This is a genomic window from Aerosakkonema sp. BLCC-F183, from assembly GCF_041929145.1.
GTDB lineage: Bacteria > Cyanobacteriota > Cyanobacteriia > Cyanobacteriales > Aerosakkonemataceae > Aerosakkonema.
In genome coordinates this window covers 36817-50623 of the sequence record NZ_JBHFNU010000011.1, presented here as the reverse complement: position 1 = coordinate 50623, position 13807 = coordinate 36817, and the positions used below count along the sequence as shown (strand labels likewise).

At 43.9% G+C, this 13807-nt stretch carries 12 protein-coding genes; 5 read left to right on the top strand and 7 right to left on the bottom strand.

Features of this window, described 5'->3' with window-relative positions:
* Window positions 1-21 precede the first annotated feature (21 nt).
* Genes ACE1CD_RS01805 through ACE1CD_RS01790 form a run of 4 tightly spaced genes read right to left on the bottom strand, consistent with a single transcriptional unit; the run spans window position 22 to window position 3859 of the window.
* On the bottom strand, window positions 22-468 hold the full coding sequence (locus ACE1CD_RS01805) for a DUF29 domain-containing protein (RefSeq protein ID WP_374821133.1): 447 nt from the start codon (window positions 466-468) through the stop codon (window positions 22-24).
* A gap of 46 nt (window positions 469-514) precedes the next feature.
* The gene (locus ACE1CD_RS01800; RefSeq protein ID WP_374821130.1) at window positions 515-2782 is read right to left on the bottom strand and encodes a Piwi domain-containing protein; all 2268 of its coding nucleotides are present in this window, start codon (window positions 2780-2782) and stop codon (window positions 515-517) included.
* Window positions 2779-3600, bottom strand: a complete 822-nt coding sequence (locus tag ACE1CD_RS01795; protein ID WP_374821127.1) for a PD-(D/E)XK nuclease family protein — start codon at window positions 3598-3600, stop codon at window positions 2779-2781. Before ACE1CD_RS01795 ends, ACE1CD_RS01800 begins: the two co-directional genes overlap by 4 nt.
* A 37-nt stretch (window positions 3601-3637) precedes the next feature.
* Window positions 3638-3859: a hypothetical protein gene (locus ACE1CD_RS01790; protein WP_374821124.1), complete on the bottom strand. Its 222-nt coding sequence runs from the start codon at window positions 3857-3859 to the stop codon at window positions 3638-3640.
* Window positions 3860-4024: 165 nt separating this feature from the next.
* Here ACE1CD_RS01790 and ACE1CD_RS01785 point away from each other — a divergent pair, with 165 nt between their 5' ends.
* Entirely contained in the window at window positions 4025-4390 is a 366-nt protein-coding gene (locus ACE1CD_RS01785) for a helix-turn-helix domain-containing protein (RefSeq protein ID WP_374821122.1), read from the top strand.
* Window positions 4387-5058 carry an ImmA/IrrE family metallo-endopeptidase gene (locus tag ACE1CD_RS01780; RefSeq protein ID WP_374821119.1) on the top strand — a complete coding sequence of 224 codons (672 nt, stop codon included), beginning with the start codon at window positions 4387-4389 and terminating at the stop codon, window positions 5056-5058. Before ACE1CD_RS01785 ends, ACE1CD_RS01780 begins: the two co-directional genes overlap by 4 nt.
* A gap of 37 nt (window positions 5059-5095) precedes the next feature.
* Here ACE1CD_RS01780 and ACE1CD_RS01775 read toward each other — a convergent pair whose 3' ends face one another.
* Together ACE1CD_RS01775 and ACE1CD_RS01770 are read right to left on the bottom strand one after the other, a co-directional pair.
* Window positions 5096-6760, bottom strand: a complete 1665-nt coding sequence (locus ACE1CD_RS01775) for an ABC1 kinase family protein (RefSeq protein ID WP_374821117.1) — start codon at window positions 6758-6760, stop codon at window positions 5096-5098.
* Between the two features lie 239 nt (window positions 6761-6999).
* Window positions 7000-8061: a mannose-1-phosphate guanylyltransferase gene (locus ACE1CD_RS01770; protein WP_374821114.1), complete on the bottom strand. Its 1062-nt coding sequence runs from the start codon at window positions 8059-8061 to the stop codon at window positions 7000-7002.
* A 188-nt stretch (window positions 8062-8249) separates the two neighbouring features.
* Between ACE1CD_RS01770 and ACE1CD_RS01765 the strand changes: the two genes are divergently transcribed.
* Window positions 8250-9659 carry an LCP family protein gene (locus ACE1CD_RS01765; RefSeq protein WP_374821111.1) on the top strand — a complete coding sequence of 470 codons (1410 nt, stop codon included), beginning with the start codon at window positions 8250-8252 and terminating at the stop codon, window positions 9657-9659.
* 355 nt (window positions 9660-10014) lie between these two features.
* Window positions 10015-12282 carry a carotenoid oxygenase family protein gene (locus tag ACE1CD_RS01760; protein ID WP_374821108.1) on the top strand — a complete coding sequence of 756 codons (2268 nt, stop codon included), beginning with the start codon at window positions 10015-10017 and terminating at the stop codon, window positions 12280-12282.
* Window positions 12283-12397: 115 nt separating this feature from the next.
* Here the strand turns inward: ACE1CD_RS01760 and ACE1CD_RS01755 are convergent, their stop codons facing one another.
* Window positions 12398-13162 (bottom strand): Uma2 family endonuclease, encoded by a 765-nt coding sequence (locus ACE1CD_RS01755; RefSeq protein WP_374821105.1) that lies wholly within the window; start codon window positions 13160-13162, stop codon window positions 12398-12400.
* Between the two features lie 102 nt (window positions 13163-13264).
* Here ACE1CD_RS01755 and ACE1CD_RS01750 point away from each other — a divergent pair, with 102 nt between their 5' ends.
* Window positions 13265-13798 carry a pentapeptide repeat-containing protein gene (locus ACE1CD_RS01750; protein WP_374799763.1) on the top strand — a complete coding sequence of 178 codons (534 nt, stop codon included), beginning with the start codon at window positions 13265-13267 and terminating at the stop codon, window positions 13796-13798.
* Window positions 13799-13807: the final 9 nt, after the last annotated feature.

Here is a 13807-nt window from a genome sequence, read left to right as displayed (position 1 = left end):
TTTCAATAGACACGAGATCGCTCAATATTTTCCAGATTCATCTATAACAAACCAATCCTCATCGAGAGCTTGTTCTAGGGAAATATGAGCATCATTCGGCAGTGAAAACAACTTAGAAACAGACTTAATCGCTACAGGATAGGCTTTTGCATACATCGCTTCCAGTTCCGCTCTTAAACTGGGACTATCTTCTAAACGAGATTGAATCTGAGCGCGAAAGTTGACAATTTCAGCAGCCCAATAATTCCCCGATCGATCTTTTTCGCCTTCCCAATAAGATAATTTAAGAAGATGTTCTAATAAACGAGTTAAAAGACTTAATAAAGCTCGTTTATCACTTTTACCCATACTCTCTAACTCTTCTATCAAATTATCCCAATCAATTACATTAAAATTCCGTTCTTTTAGTTGATGGACGGTTTCTTTAATCCATTGATGATAGTCTGTTTCGTATCGTGTCGATGACATGGTATACTACTCCTGTCACTTTTTTGTTTCAAGTTGGTTTCTTCGACTATAGCCAAAATTGGCGATCGCCATCTAGCGCACCAGGAGAAATACCTTGTAAGCGCCGATAAGCTATGATGTCAGAACCGTAGAGCGGAACTGGTAAGCGTGGCTCCTTTAGCGCACCGTGATGCAGCAAAGTAAGTTTAAGCGTTGCTTCTACTAAACTTCCAATTGATACTTGTTGCCCTTCTTGAGGAATTACTTTCAAACGCAAAGGTAATGGTAAACCCATTCCTTCTTTAGCTACTCTGGTTGTCACTAAAATGACTTCGTGAGAAGATAAGCGAAGTGCTAATCCTCTTGTAGGAGCTTTCAAAGTTGAGTCTTCAAAATTGTAAAGTCGAGGTATTTGAGATTTCGTACACTCCACTAAAATAAATTCAGATCCAATAGCTTTTGCTCGTTCTATTAAATGCTGGACTTCCTTTCCACAAAATCGTCCGTCGCGATAAATGAGGACTTTTTTCCCACTCAATTCAGTCGCTGGTAGAAACCTCTCCAAGGTTCGTTTGTCGATCTCTTCTCCTTCTGGCAAAGAATCTTCTAAACGATAGCGAATGAACTCACCTTGCTCATTATACAGACGCACGCTCGCACAAACATTCCGACTTCCGACTCCCTTTTTTTTAGGAGACCTAGAAATATCTAAACCGATGAAATAATTAGCTATTTCTAAAGGTTCAGCTAGAATAAAAGGCAAGTTGCCTAGCTTGGCCAGAATCCCAGGAATCACTTGATTTAGAATATTCCCATAATTCTTAGGATCTTGCACCGTCTGTTCGTAAATAACTTGGCTAGCAATTCCACGTCGTACTAATCTTGACGAAATTAAAGAATAATAGCTGCCATCTTCACTATTATCTGCGTGACGATCGCTCTGCGGTAAAAAAGTCAGAACAATATCAGTAGGAATCCCCATTAATTCATCAACGGTTTTCTCCACTCTAGCTCTAGCTTCAGCCCCGCTTAAACCATCTAGGGATACAGTCCTTATATTATCATTTGGGAGAATACTTTCAAATCCATACAGTTTCAGTCGTTTCTGAACTTCGTCTAGAAGAGATACCTTGACCTTAAAATTGCCAATTTTTAGAACAGCAATCCGAATTTGCCTTGATCGCTCGAGATATTCTTGGTGGCGACGATAAACACCACCCTTAGTAAGTCCCTTGAGTACTTCATTTCCTCTTTTGCAAATTACTCCTTTACCAAAGAGTATATTAGTTTCGTCCATTTTGAAAGTGGGTTCCAGAAATAAGTCTGGGTACTGACGGCTGTTGATACATCTATCTGCTAATTGAAATCCATATATTGCTAAAGCCTCTCCAGCTTTTTTTCTGTATAAGGCTAAACGTTCTTGTCGCTCTTGGTAAGGAATTTTTGTTTCTGATAGCAATTCCCCATAGTTTACCTCAAATCGCTCGGCAGTCTCCTCTGTGACACAAGGATAGAAAGCAGCCATTGCATAGTGATACTCTTGTGGATCTTTTTTAAACTTAACAATCACCACTGGCTGATCGTCCGGTGAGTTTTCAGGTTCAAGCGCTTGTTTACTGATTGCACGAGTAGCCTGTTCTTTTAGTTTTTCACGCTTTTCCCCAACAGTTCCTGCAAGTCCGATAATTGTAGCAGAACTATTATTTTCAATGTATCGTACTTTTAAGCCAATCAAAAGATTTTTAGCATTCTGCCGATAGGGATGATTTTCGTAGAAATCACCTAAAGTTCCTTGGTAGGTGAAGTAACTGTGAGGTGTTAAAGCCAAAGCCGGACGTGAACCATCTGGCATTTCAAAAGTTTCTGCCCAAAATTCAACGTCACGCTTGACTTCAACCTGATTCTTAGACTCAGAATTAGGCCAAACAGTGGCGGGAGGTGGAAATGGTCGCCTGATTTTTAATATCCTCACTGCTAATTGTGAAAGAATAGAAGCTGTTACCTGTGGGTCGCGCACCCATTGTATTGAGTAATAGCGCTCCCCAATTTTCTTTTTTAATTCATCTTGAATTTCTGCCAGGGCATTTCGCCATTCTTTTTCACTTGGCATTGCTTGTGATGGTTTAGCTAAAACCCAAAAATATTTATTTTCATAGATAACAATAACATCAGGAAACTTTTGGCTGAAACGCCAACTAAATTGGTTGCCAACCTCCCGGTCAATTTCAGGAGTCAACCGAAAGCAAATTAAATTTCGTGATTGAGGGACACTTATAGGAAAAATCTCACCCAAAAATGTTAGCGCTGGGGGAGCTTGAACAGGAGTGGTAGTCATGCGGCAACCTCTGAAACGAAAAATTTACAAATTGAAGTGAAAGGGCAGTAGCTACACCGAAATCCAGGATTAGCTGGAAAAATAAGGCTGAATTCATCAGGATTATTTCGGTAACGCTTCAAATCTGTTTGATGTCTTTTAGCTATCAGCACAAGTTCTATTTGGAAGGATTTTAGTGTCTCTGCTGTTGCAAAGATTCTGTCAGACGATTTTCCAGTTTCCAAGTTATAGAAAGAGGCAACAGCTTTTTGTTTGGGGTAGAGATAACTTGCTGCTAGCAGGTAAACAAATCCCTGTCGCCGATCGAAGTCAGATTGACCCGTTTTAAAGTCCAAAATGTGCAGCGTTCCATCTGGCTCAATAAAAATGCAGTCTATTGCTGCATACAAGTTGAAGATATAGTTACCCTGCTCAATAACAATTGGTTCGGGAATTCCTTCATCTCCTCGGCTCAACTTAACGATCTTTTCGTCAACCAGGATAGGCTGCTGGTGATAATTTTCCAGGATAAGAATCACTCGCTCCTGAACTTCACTTGGCTCTTGGCTCAATTGCAGAATATCTGCCACTTTCTCGACAGCATCTTTTCGATTCAACATCAGGGGATCTTGATGAAATTCGTAAACCCCCTTTTGTGCAAGTAGTCCAATTCGCTGAGGTGTGTTGTCTCGATCTAACAACGCTGCAACTTGTGGCTCTCGTTTTCGCGCTCTGGCAAAACCTCGCTTCATATCGCAGTGCCAGTGTTCTTGCCCAACTGGAGGCGAAAACTCTGACCATATTTTATAACTTACAGATGGTCGCCAAATTTTGTTCATCGGTTTAGCTCTCTCCCATCAAGAGCGGTAGGAAGGTTCATTTGGTGAGGATTTCGTGAATAGCGACTTTTGCTCGAACTGACTTGGAAAGACCTGTCTCGTTCGCCAGTTCAAAGACACGCAAAGCTTCAATCATCTGTTCGGCAGCCTTTCTCAGTTGTCGATTGCGGCTTGACTTTTGAACTTCCTCAAGTAGAACTGGCAGGGGTCTGCCGATTGAAAAGGACAGTTGATCTGGATTTGAGGGCTGTTTCTTCATTGTTTCGCTCCTATGTAACGATTTGTAACGCAATTAGTGGCGGGATTTGAGATGTACCCCGTATGGATGTCTGATAGGCTATACTGAGATTATTGCACAATTTGAACAAGTTGACCAACTAAGTCAACGCTATTATATAGCTCCATAGCTATCGGGAATGGAAACGTGAGTCAGACTTTTGGCAAGATTATTCGTCAAGCCCGTAAGGACAAGGAACTCAGTCAGCGCGAGCTGGCGAAGTTTATAGGGGTGGATTATACCTACCTCTCTAAACTTGAGAACGATCATGCTGGGTATCCCCCTAGTGAGGATGTTATTCACAAGTTAGCTATTCACCTAGATTTGAACGAGCAGGAGCTAAGACACCTCGCAGGTAGAATTACCCCTGATGACGCCAAAGTTTTTGAGGAGCTTGTCAAGAAGTACAAGCAAATGCCGGCTTTGCTCCGCCGGATGCGCGATGAGCCTGACTTTGCCAAAAAATTACTGCGGGAAACTAGCGAATCAGAAAGTGGGGAGAAAAAGAGTTGAAAGAGCCGAATTTGAAGGTAATCAAGCCGCCTCGGTACATTCCCAAACACGAAATTGAGCATCTGGCGGTGGACGTTCTCATGCGTGTGCAGGCAAAGCGTAAGCGTCCTCTCAAATGGCCTCTTGACGCTGGTCATGTTGCGGAAGCTTTAGGTTTGGATATGGATTGTGGCCACATACCTCCCGATCCTGATGGAGCGATCGCAGCCATGATTGTCCCTGTGGAACACAAGATTATAATGAACGAAAATATTCTAGAACTGCCTAAAGGGTTTGAAGAATCTTCAATAGCTCACGAAATTGGACACTGGGAAATTCACATCGACCAAAATGCTGTTTCTAAGGCTGTAGATTTGCGAAACCGTGGCATTGAAACAACTGTAGAGCCTTTTTTATGCCGCAGTGTTAGCACTCAGCAAGGGATTGAATGGCAAGCTCAGTATTTTGCTGGTTGCTTGCTGATGCCTATTTTTAAATTAGAAGAAGTACTAAGAGGGCGCAATCTAACTAACTGGCGTCACCTTTATGCAATGGCAGAGGACTTGGGTGTAACAATATCTAATCTGAAACATCGTCTAAAAAGCCTTGGCTGGATTAACACTACTGGAGATTCTCGTCAAATTTATTTGGGTAGTGCTGCACCCAGCCGAAACAAGTCTAAAGTCTAAAGAAATAGGCGTTTCGCTAGAGAGCGATATTTCCCAACTAAAACCGCTTCCGCCAAGACTTCATAATACTAATAATCAACCACAACCCCAAGAAACTCGCCGTAGCAAATAACCCCGTACTTAAAAATGATAGCTGACTCGTCTGCGCGTTGGTAGAAATAATCGCCGCACCCATAATCAGGGAACCTACCAAAATGCTAAACGATAGCCGATTTGCGGAATCATCTAAACTGCGGCGCATCAAATCCAAGTCTTTTATCGTGATATTCCACTTTAATGTTTCGGTGGTAATCCTGTCTAACAGCAACTCGACTTGGCGGGGAGATTCCAGCGACAAACTTTTCAGATCCAAAGCTGTTCTCAACAATGTTTGCAGCGGGTTATCTCCTAACAACTGCCTGCGGAACAAATCTGTCAGCAAAGGTTTAACTTCATCTAACAGATTTACTTCCGGGTCGAATATCCGTCCCGCACCTTCTAAGTTGGCGATCGCTTTCGCATATAAACCCATATTGCTGGGCAATCTTATCTTATTATCGCGGGCAACTTGCAGCACTTCATAAAATACTTTACTGAAGTTGATTTCCGACAAATTTCTGTTATAATACTTCCGCAGCATTCGGTCATAATCATTTTCCAACTTAGCCAAATTAGTGGATTTCGCTGCTTCCGCTAATTGCAAAGTTAACTGACTGCAACGCTGGGCGTCCATATCCACGATCGCTAACAGCATCTCGGTCAAAATTTGCTGGCTGCGCGGGTCTAACCTCCCCATCAAACCGCAATCCAGCAAAGCAACTCTGCCATCTTTCAGATAAAATATATTGCCGGGATGGGGGTCGGCGTGAAAGAATCCATCTATATATAGTTGTTGGATGAAAGCGCGGAATAAAAGTCTGGTAACCTGCCGTCTTTTTTCAGATGCAGAAACCTGCTTACCGTTATTACCATTATCTTCATTTGTGAAAGTTGCCGATAAAAGCGGCACTCCATCCATCCATTCTAAGACGAGTAACTTTTGCGTAGTTACATCCCAGTGAACTTGCGGAACTACCAATTGTTTGGGATCGAACCAGCGACTGACAGACATATTGCGCCGCAATTGATCTGTGTAGCTCGCTTCTTTGGTAAAATCTAATTCATCCTGCAACGCATTGGTGAATTCTTCCGCTAAACCTTTGAAATCGTAGGTTTGACCGAAGTCGGTGCGATCGACTAATTCCGCGACAAACCGAATTAAATTGATGTCTTGTTCGACAACGACATCAATTCCAGGACGCTGAACTTTCAATGCGACATCGCGTCCATCTGCTAAAGTGGCTTTATGAGTTTGCGCGATCGAACCGGCAGCAACTGCTCTAGGATTGATAGAAGTGAAGATTTCTTCTAACGGTTGGCGTAATTCTTGGCGCAGCACATTTTCGATTTCTACCCAAGGTACTGGCGGTACATCGTCTTGCAGAGTCGATAATTCTTCTATATAAGATGATGGCAAAAGGTCGGGACGAGTACTCAGCAACTGTCCCAATTTGACATAAACAGGCCCTAATTCTACCAATATTTTACGGAGGACTGCTGGCGGCGGCAATTGCGGTTCGTCGGTTTTGCCACCTGTAAGCAGCCGTCGCATATAGTCCCACCCATTGCGGAGGACAACTTCGATAATATCGCGCTGACGAGAAACGCTTTGAGTTAAAAACATAGTTGGTAAGTCAAAAGTCAATCATTCAAAAGTCAAAAGTCAAAATTTTATAATGACTGCTAACTAATGACGAATATCGATAAGTGTTATTTGGGCTACAGATTTTTTGCGGCTGGATACTAGCAACGAAAAAAAATAGCCACACTTAAGTTGTAGCTGAAAACCAATACTATTGCATCTGCCAAGAGTTTTAATGATTGGGGAAATTTTTCTTCCCCCGACGCCCTAACCCCTAACCCCTAGAGTAGGTCTGTGAATTTGGGATCGTCTTGCAGCTTTTTGAGAACCTGCTTAATCTCTTGGGTACGGTCTTTTTTGACGATCAGGGTAACATTGCGATCGCGCACGATCACCACATCCTCCAATCCAATCGTAACGATCGTCTCATCCTCCCCATTGGCGTAGATAATTGACCCCTGAGTATCCAATCCTACGTGGGTAGCTAACTCCACATTCAGCTTATCGCCTTTGAGCAAACGTTCGATCGCATTCCAATCCCCCAAATCATCCCAGCCGAAAGACGCCGGTAACACATACGCCAGCTGCGTTTTCTCCATCAAAGCATAATCGATACTCTTCTTCGGCAATTGAGGATAAGCAATGACTCCTTTGTCTTCCAACAGAGACAAAATTTCCGGTGCGTGGGTGCGGAGTTCCTGGAGGACAACACCAGCGCGAAACACGAACATCCCGCTATTCCAACTGAAACGACCCGTGGAGAGAAATGCTTCTGCCGTTTCGCGATCGGGTTTTTCCGTAAAGCGACTCACCCGGTAAGCCGGTAATTCCCCAAACGCACCTACCTGTTCCCCTTGCTCAATATATCCGTAACCGGTAGACGGGTAACTCGGCTTAATCCCCAAAGTGACAATCGCTTCTTTTTCAGCCGCTAATTGAGTCGCTGCATTAATAGTTTCCTGAAAAGCCGACTCATCTGCAATCCAATGGTCAGCGGGAAAAAATCCCACCACAGCATTGTCGCCGTAGCGCCGTGCAATTTCCAATGTTGTCCAAGCCACCGCAGGTGCAGTATCGCGTCCTTCCGGTTCCACCAGCAAATTGTCAACTGGCAAAAGAGGTAATTGCGATCGCACACCATCAGCTAGTTGACTGCTCGTACAAACCCACAACTTCTCCCAGACGCCAGAAAATGCCAAAAGGCGATCGGACGTTGCTTGCAGCAGACTTTTGCCGCTACCGTCGAGACTTAAAAACTGCTTGGGTCGATGCTTGCGGCTGAGAGGCCAGAAGCGTTCGCCTTTACCACCAGCAAGGATAACAGGAATTAAAGAGCTAGGCATCGCTTGTTTTTATGCTACCTCGCCCTATCGTACAAAGTTTATCGCGACTTTGCTTACCCCTAACTTATTTTTCTTTTAACTTTTGACTTTTCTAGGTTCTTGCGGGTCAAGCTATAATCTCGTTGACTTGTGTGTGAGTAATGACACACCCAAGTTGTGGATTTTTAGGTGTGGTAGGAGTGTGACGAGTGTTAGACGGAGTAGAACCTGTAGGAAATGGGTCAGAATCTCAACCTTCTAATTTTGCTCAGAAATCTCAGGAGTCTTATAAGTCAGTTTTTGTACAGCTGCAAGGCTTAAAGGGTCGCTTGCTGGATACGTTCAAGCGCCCGCCGATGGCGAAATGGTTGTTTTGGAGTTTGGCTTTAGTCGGGACAACAACCGTTTCTGCCACCGTGGGGGCAACTGTTGCCTTGCTTGTACCCCTGTCGCAGCAAATGTCTCAGCCGCAAGCTTGGTCTCTGCACGATTTGTGGCGCAATGCTTTTGTGTACCGTTTGTCGCGACCGATTAATATTTTGGTGATGGGACTCGATCGCGTTCCCGATGCAGAGGAAGACTCCCCTACGCGCATGAACGGTCGCAGCGATACGATGTTGCTGGTACGGATAGACCCCAAAGACTATTCTGTTAAAATGCTATCGATTCCACGGGATACCCGCGTAGAAACTCCCCAATTGAGTATCAAAAAAATCAACCAGGCAAATGTGGATGGTGGCCCAGCTTTGGCGGCAAACATTGTCAGGGGTGTGCTTAACGATGTGGAGATCGATCGCTACGTTCGCGTTACTACCGATGCTTTTCGGGAATTGGTAGATTTAGTGGGTGGTGTGGAAGTTTTTGTTCCTCAAAAAATGCAATATGTGGACGAAACTCAACATCTGAAAATCGATTTGGAACAAGGATGGCAAGTTCTCAACGGCGAACAAGCCGAACATTTTGCCCGTTTCCGCAACGATCGCAAAGGCGATATCGGCAGGGTGCAGAGACAGCAGGTATTGCTGAAGGCTTTGCGAGAACGTCTGAGCAGTCCAACTATATTACCTCGTTTGCCTGGGATCGTGCGGGTGATGCAAAGATACGTTGACACTAATATTAGTTTGGAAGAAATGTTAGCCTTGGCAAATTTCGGGCTGAAGCTCGATCGCGCCGATATCAAAATGGTGATGTTGCCCGGTCGTTTCAGCAGCCCAAAAGAGTACGCTGCTAGCTACTGGATTATGGACAAAGCGGGACGCGATCGCATTATGCACGATTATTTTGGCATCAACTCAAAAGATATTGCTTCTGATGCTAAACCTTCAGACAATTCTATTCGCATCGCTATCCAAAATGCTTCCGGTCAACCCGCTCTCAGCGATCGCGTTGCCGAGTATTTGAAAAATCTTGGCTTCCGCAATATCTACCTGGTAAAAGATTGGCCCGAACAGGAGCGCCGTACACAAATTATCGTCCAACAAGGCGATATAAAAGCAGCAGAAAAACTTAAAGGTGCTTTGGGTTTGGGCAATATTGAGGCTGCATCTATCGGCGATCTAGAATCCGACTTAACGCTGCGCGTCGGCAAAGATTGGCCTGATTCTGTGGCTAACTATTAAATCAAATCTCTTTTCGATCAAACGGTGATGTAGTATTATGTATATGTGCATCACCGTTCGATCATTTTTTTTTGCAAAAAATATATATCGCTATTTATGAATATTTTTTGCAATCTCTCAGAATTTGCCAAATTACTTCTAAAATACGATTAATCTGAGCAACAGCAAATAGGGATTTTTACCCTTAACGACCGGGCAACATTCTTAGGGGTAAAATACTGGCAGGATAGCTCGGTACCTTTGATAACAACGGGCCGGGATATCCGAAACACAGGGGTTGTTCCGTGGCATATCAGTTTGATGGCATTTGATGGCAATTGTTTGGCATATTGTTACTTCGAGCGGGAGTTTGGTAATGTCATTCACAATCACTGGCCGTGTTTACGAAGCTGAAAGCGGGTTAGGAATTCCTGACCTAATTGTCGAAGCATTTGATAAAGATTTTCTCAAAAATGATGAATTAGGAAAAGCGCTCACAAATAGCGACGGCGGATTTGAAATCACTTACAATGAAGCCGATTTTAAAGGCAGATTTGAACATTTTGAAGGCAATCCAGATTTATTTATTGTTGTCAAAACGCCAGATAGTTCTAAGGTATTGTATAGCACAGAAAAAGAAATTCGTTCTGATGCCACGGAAAACGAGCATTTTGAAATAGCTATTCCCAAAGTTGTCTTACTTGTGCGCGAAGTAGATTTTTCAGGAGTTGGGAAACAATTATTAAAAATCCTCTTCGGTTTGGCTGGGATGGATGGAAACCTGGAACCGGGAGAACTAGCATTTTTACAGGGGTTGGCGAAGGAAAAAGGGCTGGCTGACGATCCGGAAATTAAAATTTTGCTATCCGCACAAAAACCAGTACAGCCTGAAGAATTTTATAGTTGGTTACAAGCTTATTTGGGTAATTCCCCAGATGATAAAAAATTTCACGATTTGTATGAAAGTCTCACCTCTCTAATTTACATAGAGGGTGACTTAAATCGATCGGAAAAACAACAAATACAAGCAAGAGATCCCCTAAATTCAGCACCACAAGAAACTCCTCAAAAAGCTCTGGAGCGACGTTTTATGAGCATTTTTCTAGATCGTAAATTCCTGGAAAAATTAGCAGATACACAGCAGATATCGCCAAACGATCGCACAACCAAAGTTTCTGGTTATTATGCTGGAGTCCCCCAAGGAATCCTCAGCCGCTTCAGTGCGATCGCAAATACCCCAGCAATCGCAGAAGATCCCACAAAACTTTATTTGACAGATAACTTTGCCCCGATCAAAGAAGAAATAAGTGTCGAAAACTTGGCAATTATCGGCGAACTGCCTTGGCATCTTTCCGGGATGTTTCTCCGTAACGGCCCTAACCCACAATTTCCGCCAGTGGGAGCTTACCATTGGTTTGATGGAGATGGAATGCTCCACGGAGTACGGATTGTCAACGGCAAAGCTAGCTACCGCAATCGCTATATTCGCACAGACGGATTTGTATTGGAAGAAACTCAAAAACAGGCAATTTGGCCGGGTTTACTGAACCTGCCTCGCTTTGATGCACCCTACGGCCTCATGATGAAAAATCCCGCCAATATGTCCTGTGCGTGGCACGCAGGCAAATTGCTGACTCTTTGGGAAGTGGGCGCACCACATTTGATGAGCTTACCAGAGTTAGAAACGCTTGGCAGACATAATTTTGGTGGCAAACTTACTTCTGCAATGTGCGCCCGCCCAAAAGTCGATCCGGCAACTGGTGAAATGATGTTTTACAGTAGTTCGCCGATCGCTCCCCCATACCTAGAGTACAGCATCGTTTCAGCAGATGGGGAACTTGTGCAAACAGTGCCGATCGATTTACCAGAACCAGTGATGATGCCCGATTTTGCCATCACGGAACACTACACCATTTTCCTAGATATGCCGCTCAAGTTCAAGCCAATGCGATCGGCAGCGGGTGAGGTTCCCATTGAGTTCGATCGCGATCGCAAAAGCCGTATCGGTATCTTACCTCGTCACGGCAACAACGAGTCAATTCGCTGGTTTACCATTCCTAACTGTGCCATCTTCCACGTTGCTAACGCTTACGAAGAAGACAGCGAAGTCATACTTATAGCCAACCGCATGGATTACTGCAACTTCTTCGTTCCTAACTATAAGCAAAACGGCGAAGTCTTAAACTTCGATCTCGAAACCCTAAAAATGTGTCGCTGGCGAATTAATTTAACAACTGGTGTCGTGAAAGAAGAAATTATCGATGATGTTCCCACAGACTTTCCTGGCATCAACGATCGACTGACCGGTCGGCGGACACGTTACGTTTACGCTTCGCGAGTAGCACTTTACGCAAAGCCTAAACCCCTTTTCGACGCTTTGATTAAGTATGATTTAGAAACAGGTTCCTCACAAATTCATGAATTTGGGAAAGGACGTTTTGGTGGCGATAGTACCTTTACACCTCTCCCTGGCGGTAATGCTGAAGACGACGGTTGGTTGCTTACTTTTGTTTGGGATGACGCCACTAAGCAATCTGAATTAGTAGTTATCGATGCGCGAAACTTTACAGGTGAACCGACAGCGCGGGTAATTATGCCTCAGCGCATTCCTTACGGTTTCCACTCTATCTGGATTCCATCTTAGCAAATTGCTAATTTTTATCAAAATCTCGTAAGACCCCAACTAACCTATAGGTTGAGTTAGGGATATAACGCGGTCAAAATAGGGAATACCGAGTCCCCTATTTTGACAAATAATCTTATAATGCTTCCGGATCTATTCCCATTTCTCGCAATCGAGCCAACAAAGTTTGCGATCGCGCTCTTTCCTGTTCTAGCAAAGTTTCTGCCTCTTCAGCGCGTTGGCGTTCTTGTTCGGCGCGTTCTTCCGGCCACAGGAGTATATTACCTTCTGCATCCCACCACCGCAACCAATAACCAGTTCTGCCTTGATAGGTTCCTTGCCAAACTCCTAGAAACAAGTCTAATCCAGGAATCAAATAACGTCCGGACTCATGTGGCGTTTGCAATTGATAACGCTCCGATTCTAAAGCATAAACCTCAATGCGCCCGGTATTCGGTCGAAAAATCACATAACGAGGAACCTTAATAACTTGTTCGTAAAAGAACCACTTGCCGATATTTTCTGTAGACTCGACAGAATATTCTTCGCCGTAAGTAGCAGACAAAAATTCCATTACTACTTGCGGAATAGTACCTTCTGTGTTTGGTGTGTAACTGCGACGAGGTTGACTTCCTTGCCAAGGTTCCACCGGTCGCACGTACATCCAGTCAGGTGCTTTACAGATAATTCGCTCATCTATAGCAGCGCAGAGAGCAAAATTAGAAACGATGAGCGCTGCTTGTCCAATTTCGGGAAATGCCATTAAAGGTTGGCGCAGCGCAGATGCAAGTAAAGGCTGGTCGGTATTTTCCACAGGATCGTCTGGTAGTATAAAATCATCTGGCAATAGAGGCCAGGTAATTGAGTGTTGAGAAACTGGTATTTTTGCGATCGCCTGCATTATCTGACCTCGCAGTCGCCTGTGCGTCGAATTATCGATCTATATTTTAGCTTATTGCTGTGCGAACATTGATAATGGAAATAGATTTATTTGCAGATTACTATGTTTTCCAAATTTCCGCTCGCATTAATAAATATTTGGCAGCGTTTGTTAGTCATAATTTTACTTTTGGCTCTCGCCTTTGGCTGGGTAATGCTGAATGCAACTCCCGTCGCATTTGCACAAGCAAAGACAATTAATTACACCAAAACAAGTTTGGAATACCGCGACTTTTCCAACAGCGATTTAACGGGAGCAGTTTTCGCCGCCGCTGAAATGCGAGGCGCAAACTTGCAGGGGTCTAATCTCACTAATTCTATTTTGACACAGGCAATTTTACTGGAAGCGAATTTGTCAGGTGCGAATTTGACGGGTGCGTTAGCAGATCAAGTGACGTTTAAAAACGCTAACTTGACCAATGCTATTTTTAAGGAAGCGATGTTGACAAGTTCTAGATTTGATGGTGCGATCGTCACCGGATCTGATTTTACCGATGCGCTGATCGATCGCTACGAAGCGATCCAAATGTGCAAACGCGCAGATGGTATTAATCCAATTACCGGAGTCTCTACGCGGGATAGCCTCGGTTGTCGGTAATGCCGCGCT

Excerpts from the sequence above, each read along its gene's own strand:
- ACE1CD_RS01805 (WP_374821133.1), bottom strand. The coding sequence starts at position 468 with ATGTCATCGACACGATACGAAACAGACTATCATCAATGGATTAAAGAA.
- ACE1CD_RS01800 (WP_374821130.1), bottom strand. The coding sequence starts at position 2,782 with ATGACTACCACTCCTGTTCAAGCTCCCCCAGCGCTAACATTTTTGGGT.
- ACE1CD_RS01795 (WP_374821127.1), bottom strand. The coding sequence starts at position 3,600 with ATGAACAAAATTTGGCGACCATCTGTAAGTTATAAAATATGGTCAGAG.
- ACE1CD_RS01790 (WP_374821124.1), bottom strand. The coding sequence starts at position 3,859 with ATGAAGAAACAGCCCTCAAATCCAGATCAACTGTCCTTTTCAATCGGC.
- ACE1CD_RS01775 (WP_374821117.1), bottom strand. The coding sequence starts at position 6,760 with ATGTTTTTAACTCAAAGCGTTTCTCGTCAGCGCGATATTATCGAAGTT.
- ACE1CD_RS01770 (WP_374821114.1), bottom strand. The coding sequence starts at position 8,061 with ATGCCTAGCTCTTTAATTCCTGTTATCCTTGCTGGTGGTAAAGGCGAA.
- ACE1CD_RS01760 (WP_374821108.1), top strand. The coding sequence starts at position 10,015 with ATGTCATTCACAATCACTGGCCGTGTTTACGAAGCTGAAAGCGGGTTA.
- ACE1CD_RS01755 (WP_374821105.1), bottom strand. The coding sequence starts at position 13,162 with ATGCAGGCGATCGCAAAAATACCAGTTTCTCAACACTCAATTACCTGG.
- ACE1CD_RS01750 (WP_374799763.1), top strand. The coding sequence starts at position 13,265 with ATGTTTTCCAAATTTCCGCTCGCATTAATAAATATTTGGCAGCGTTTG.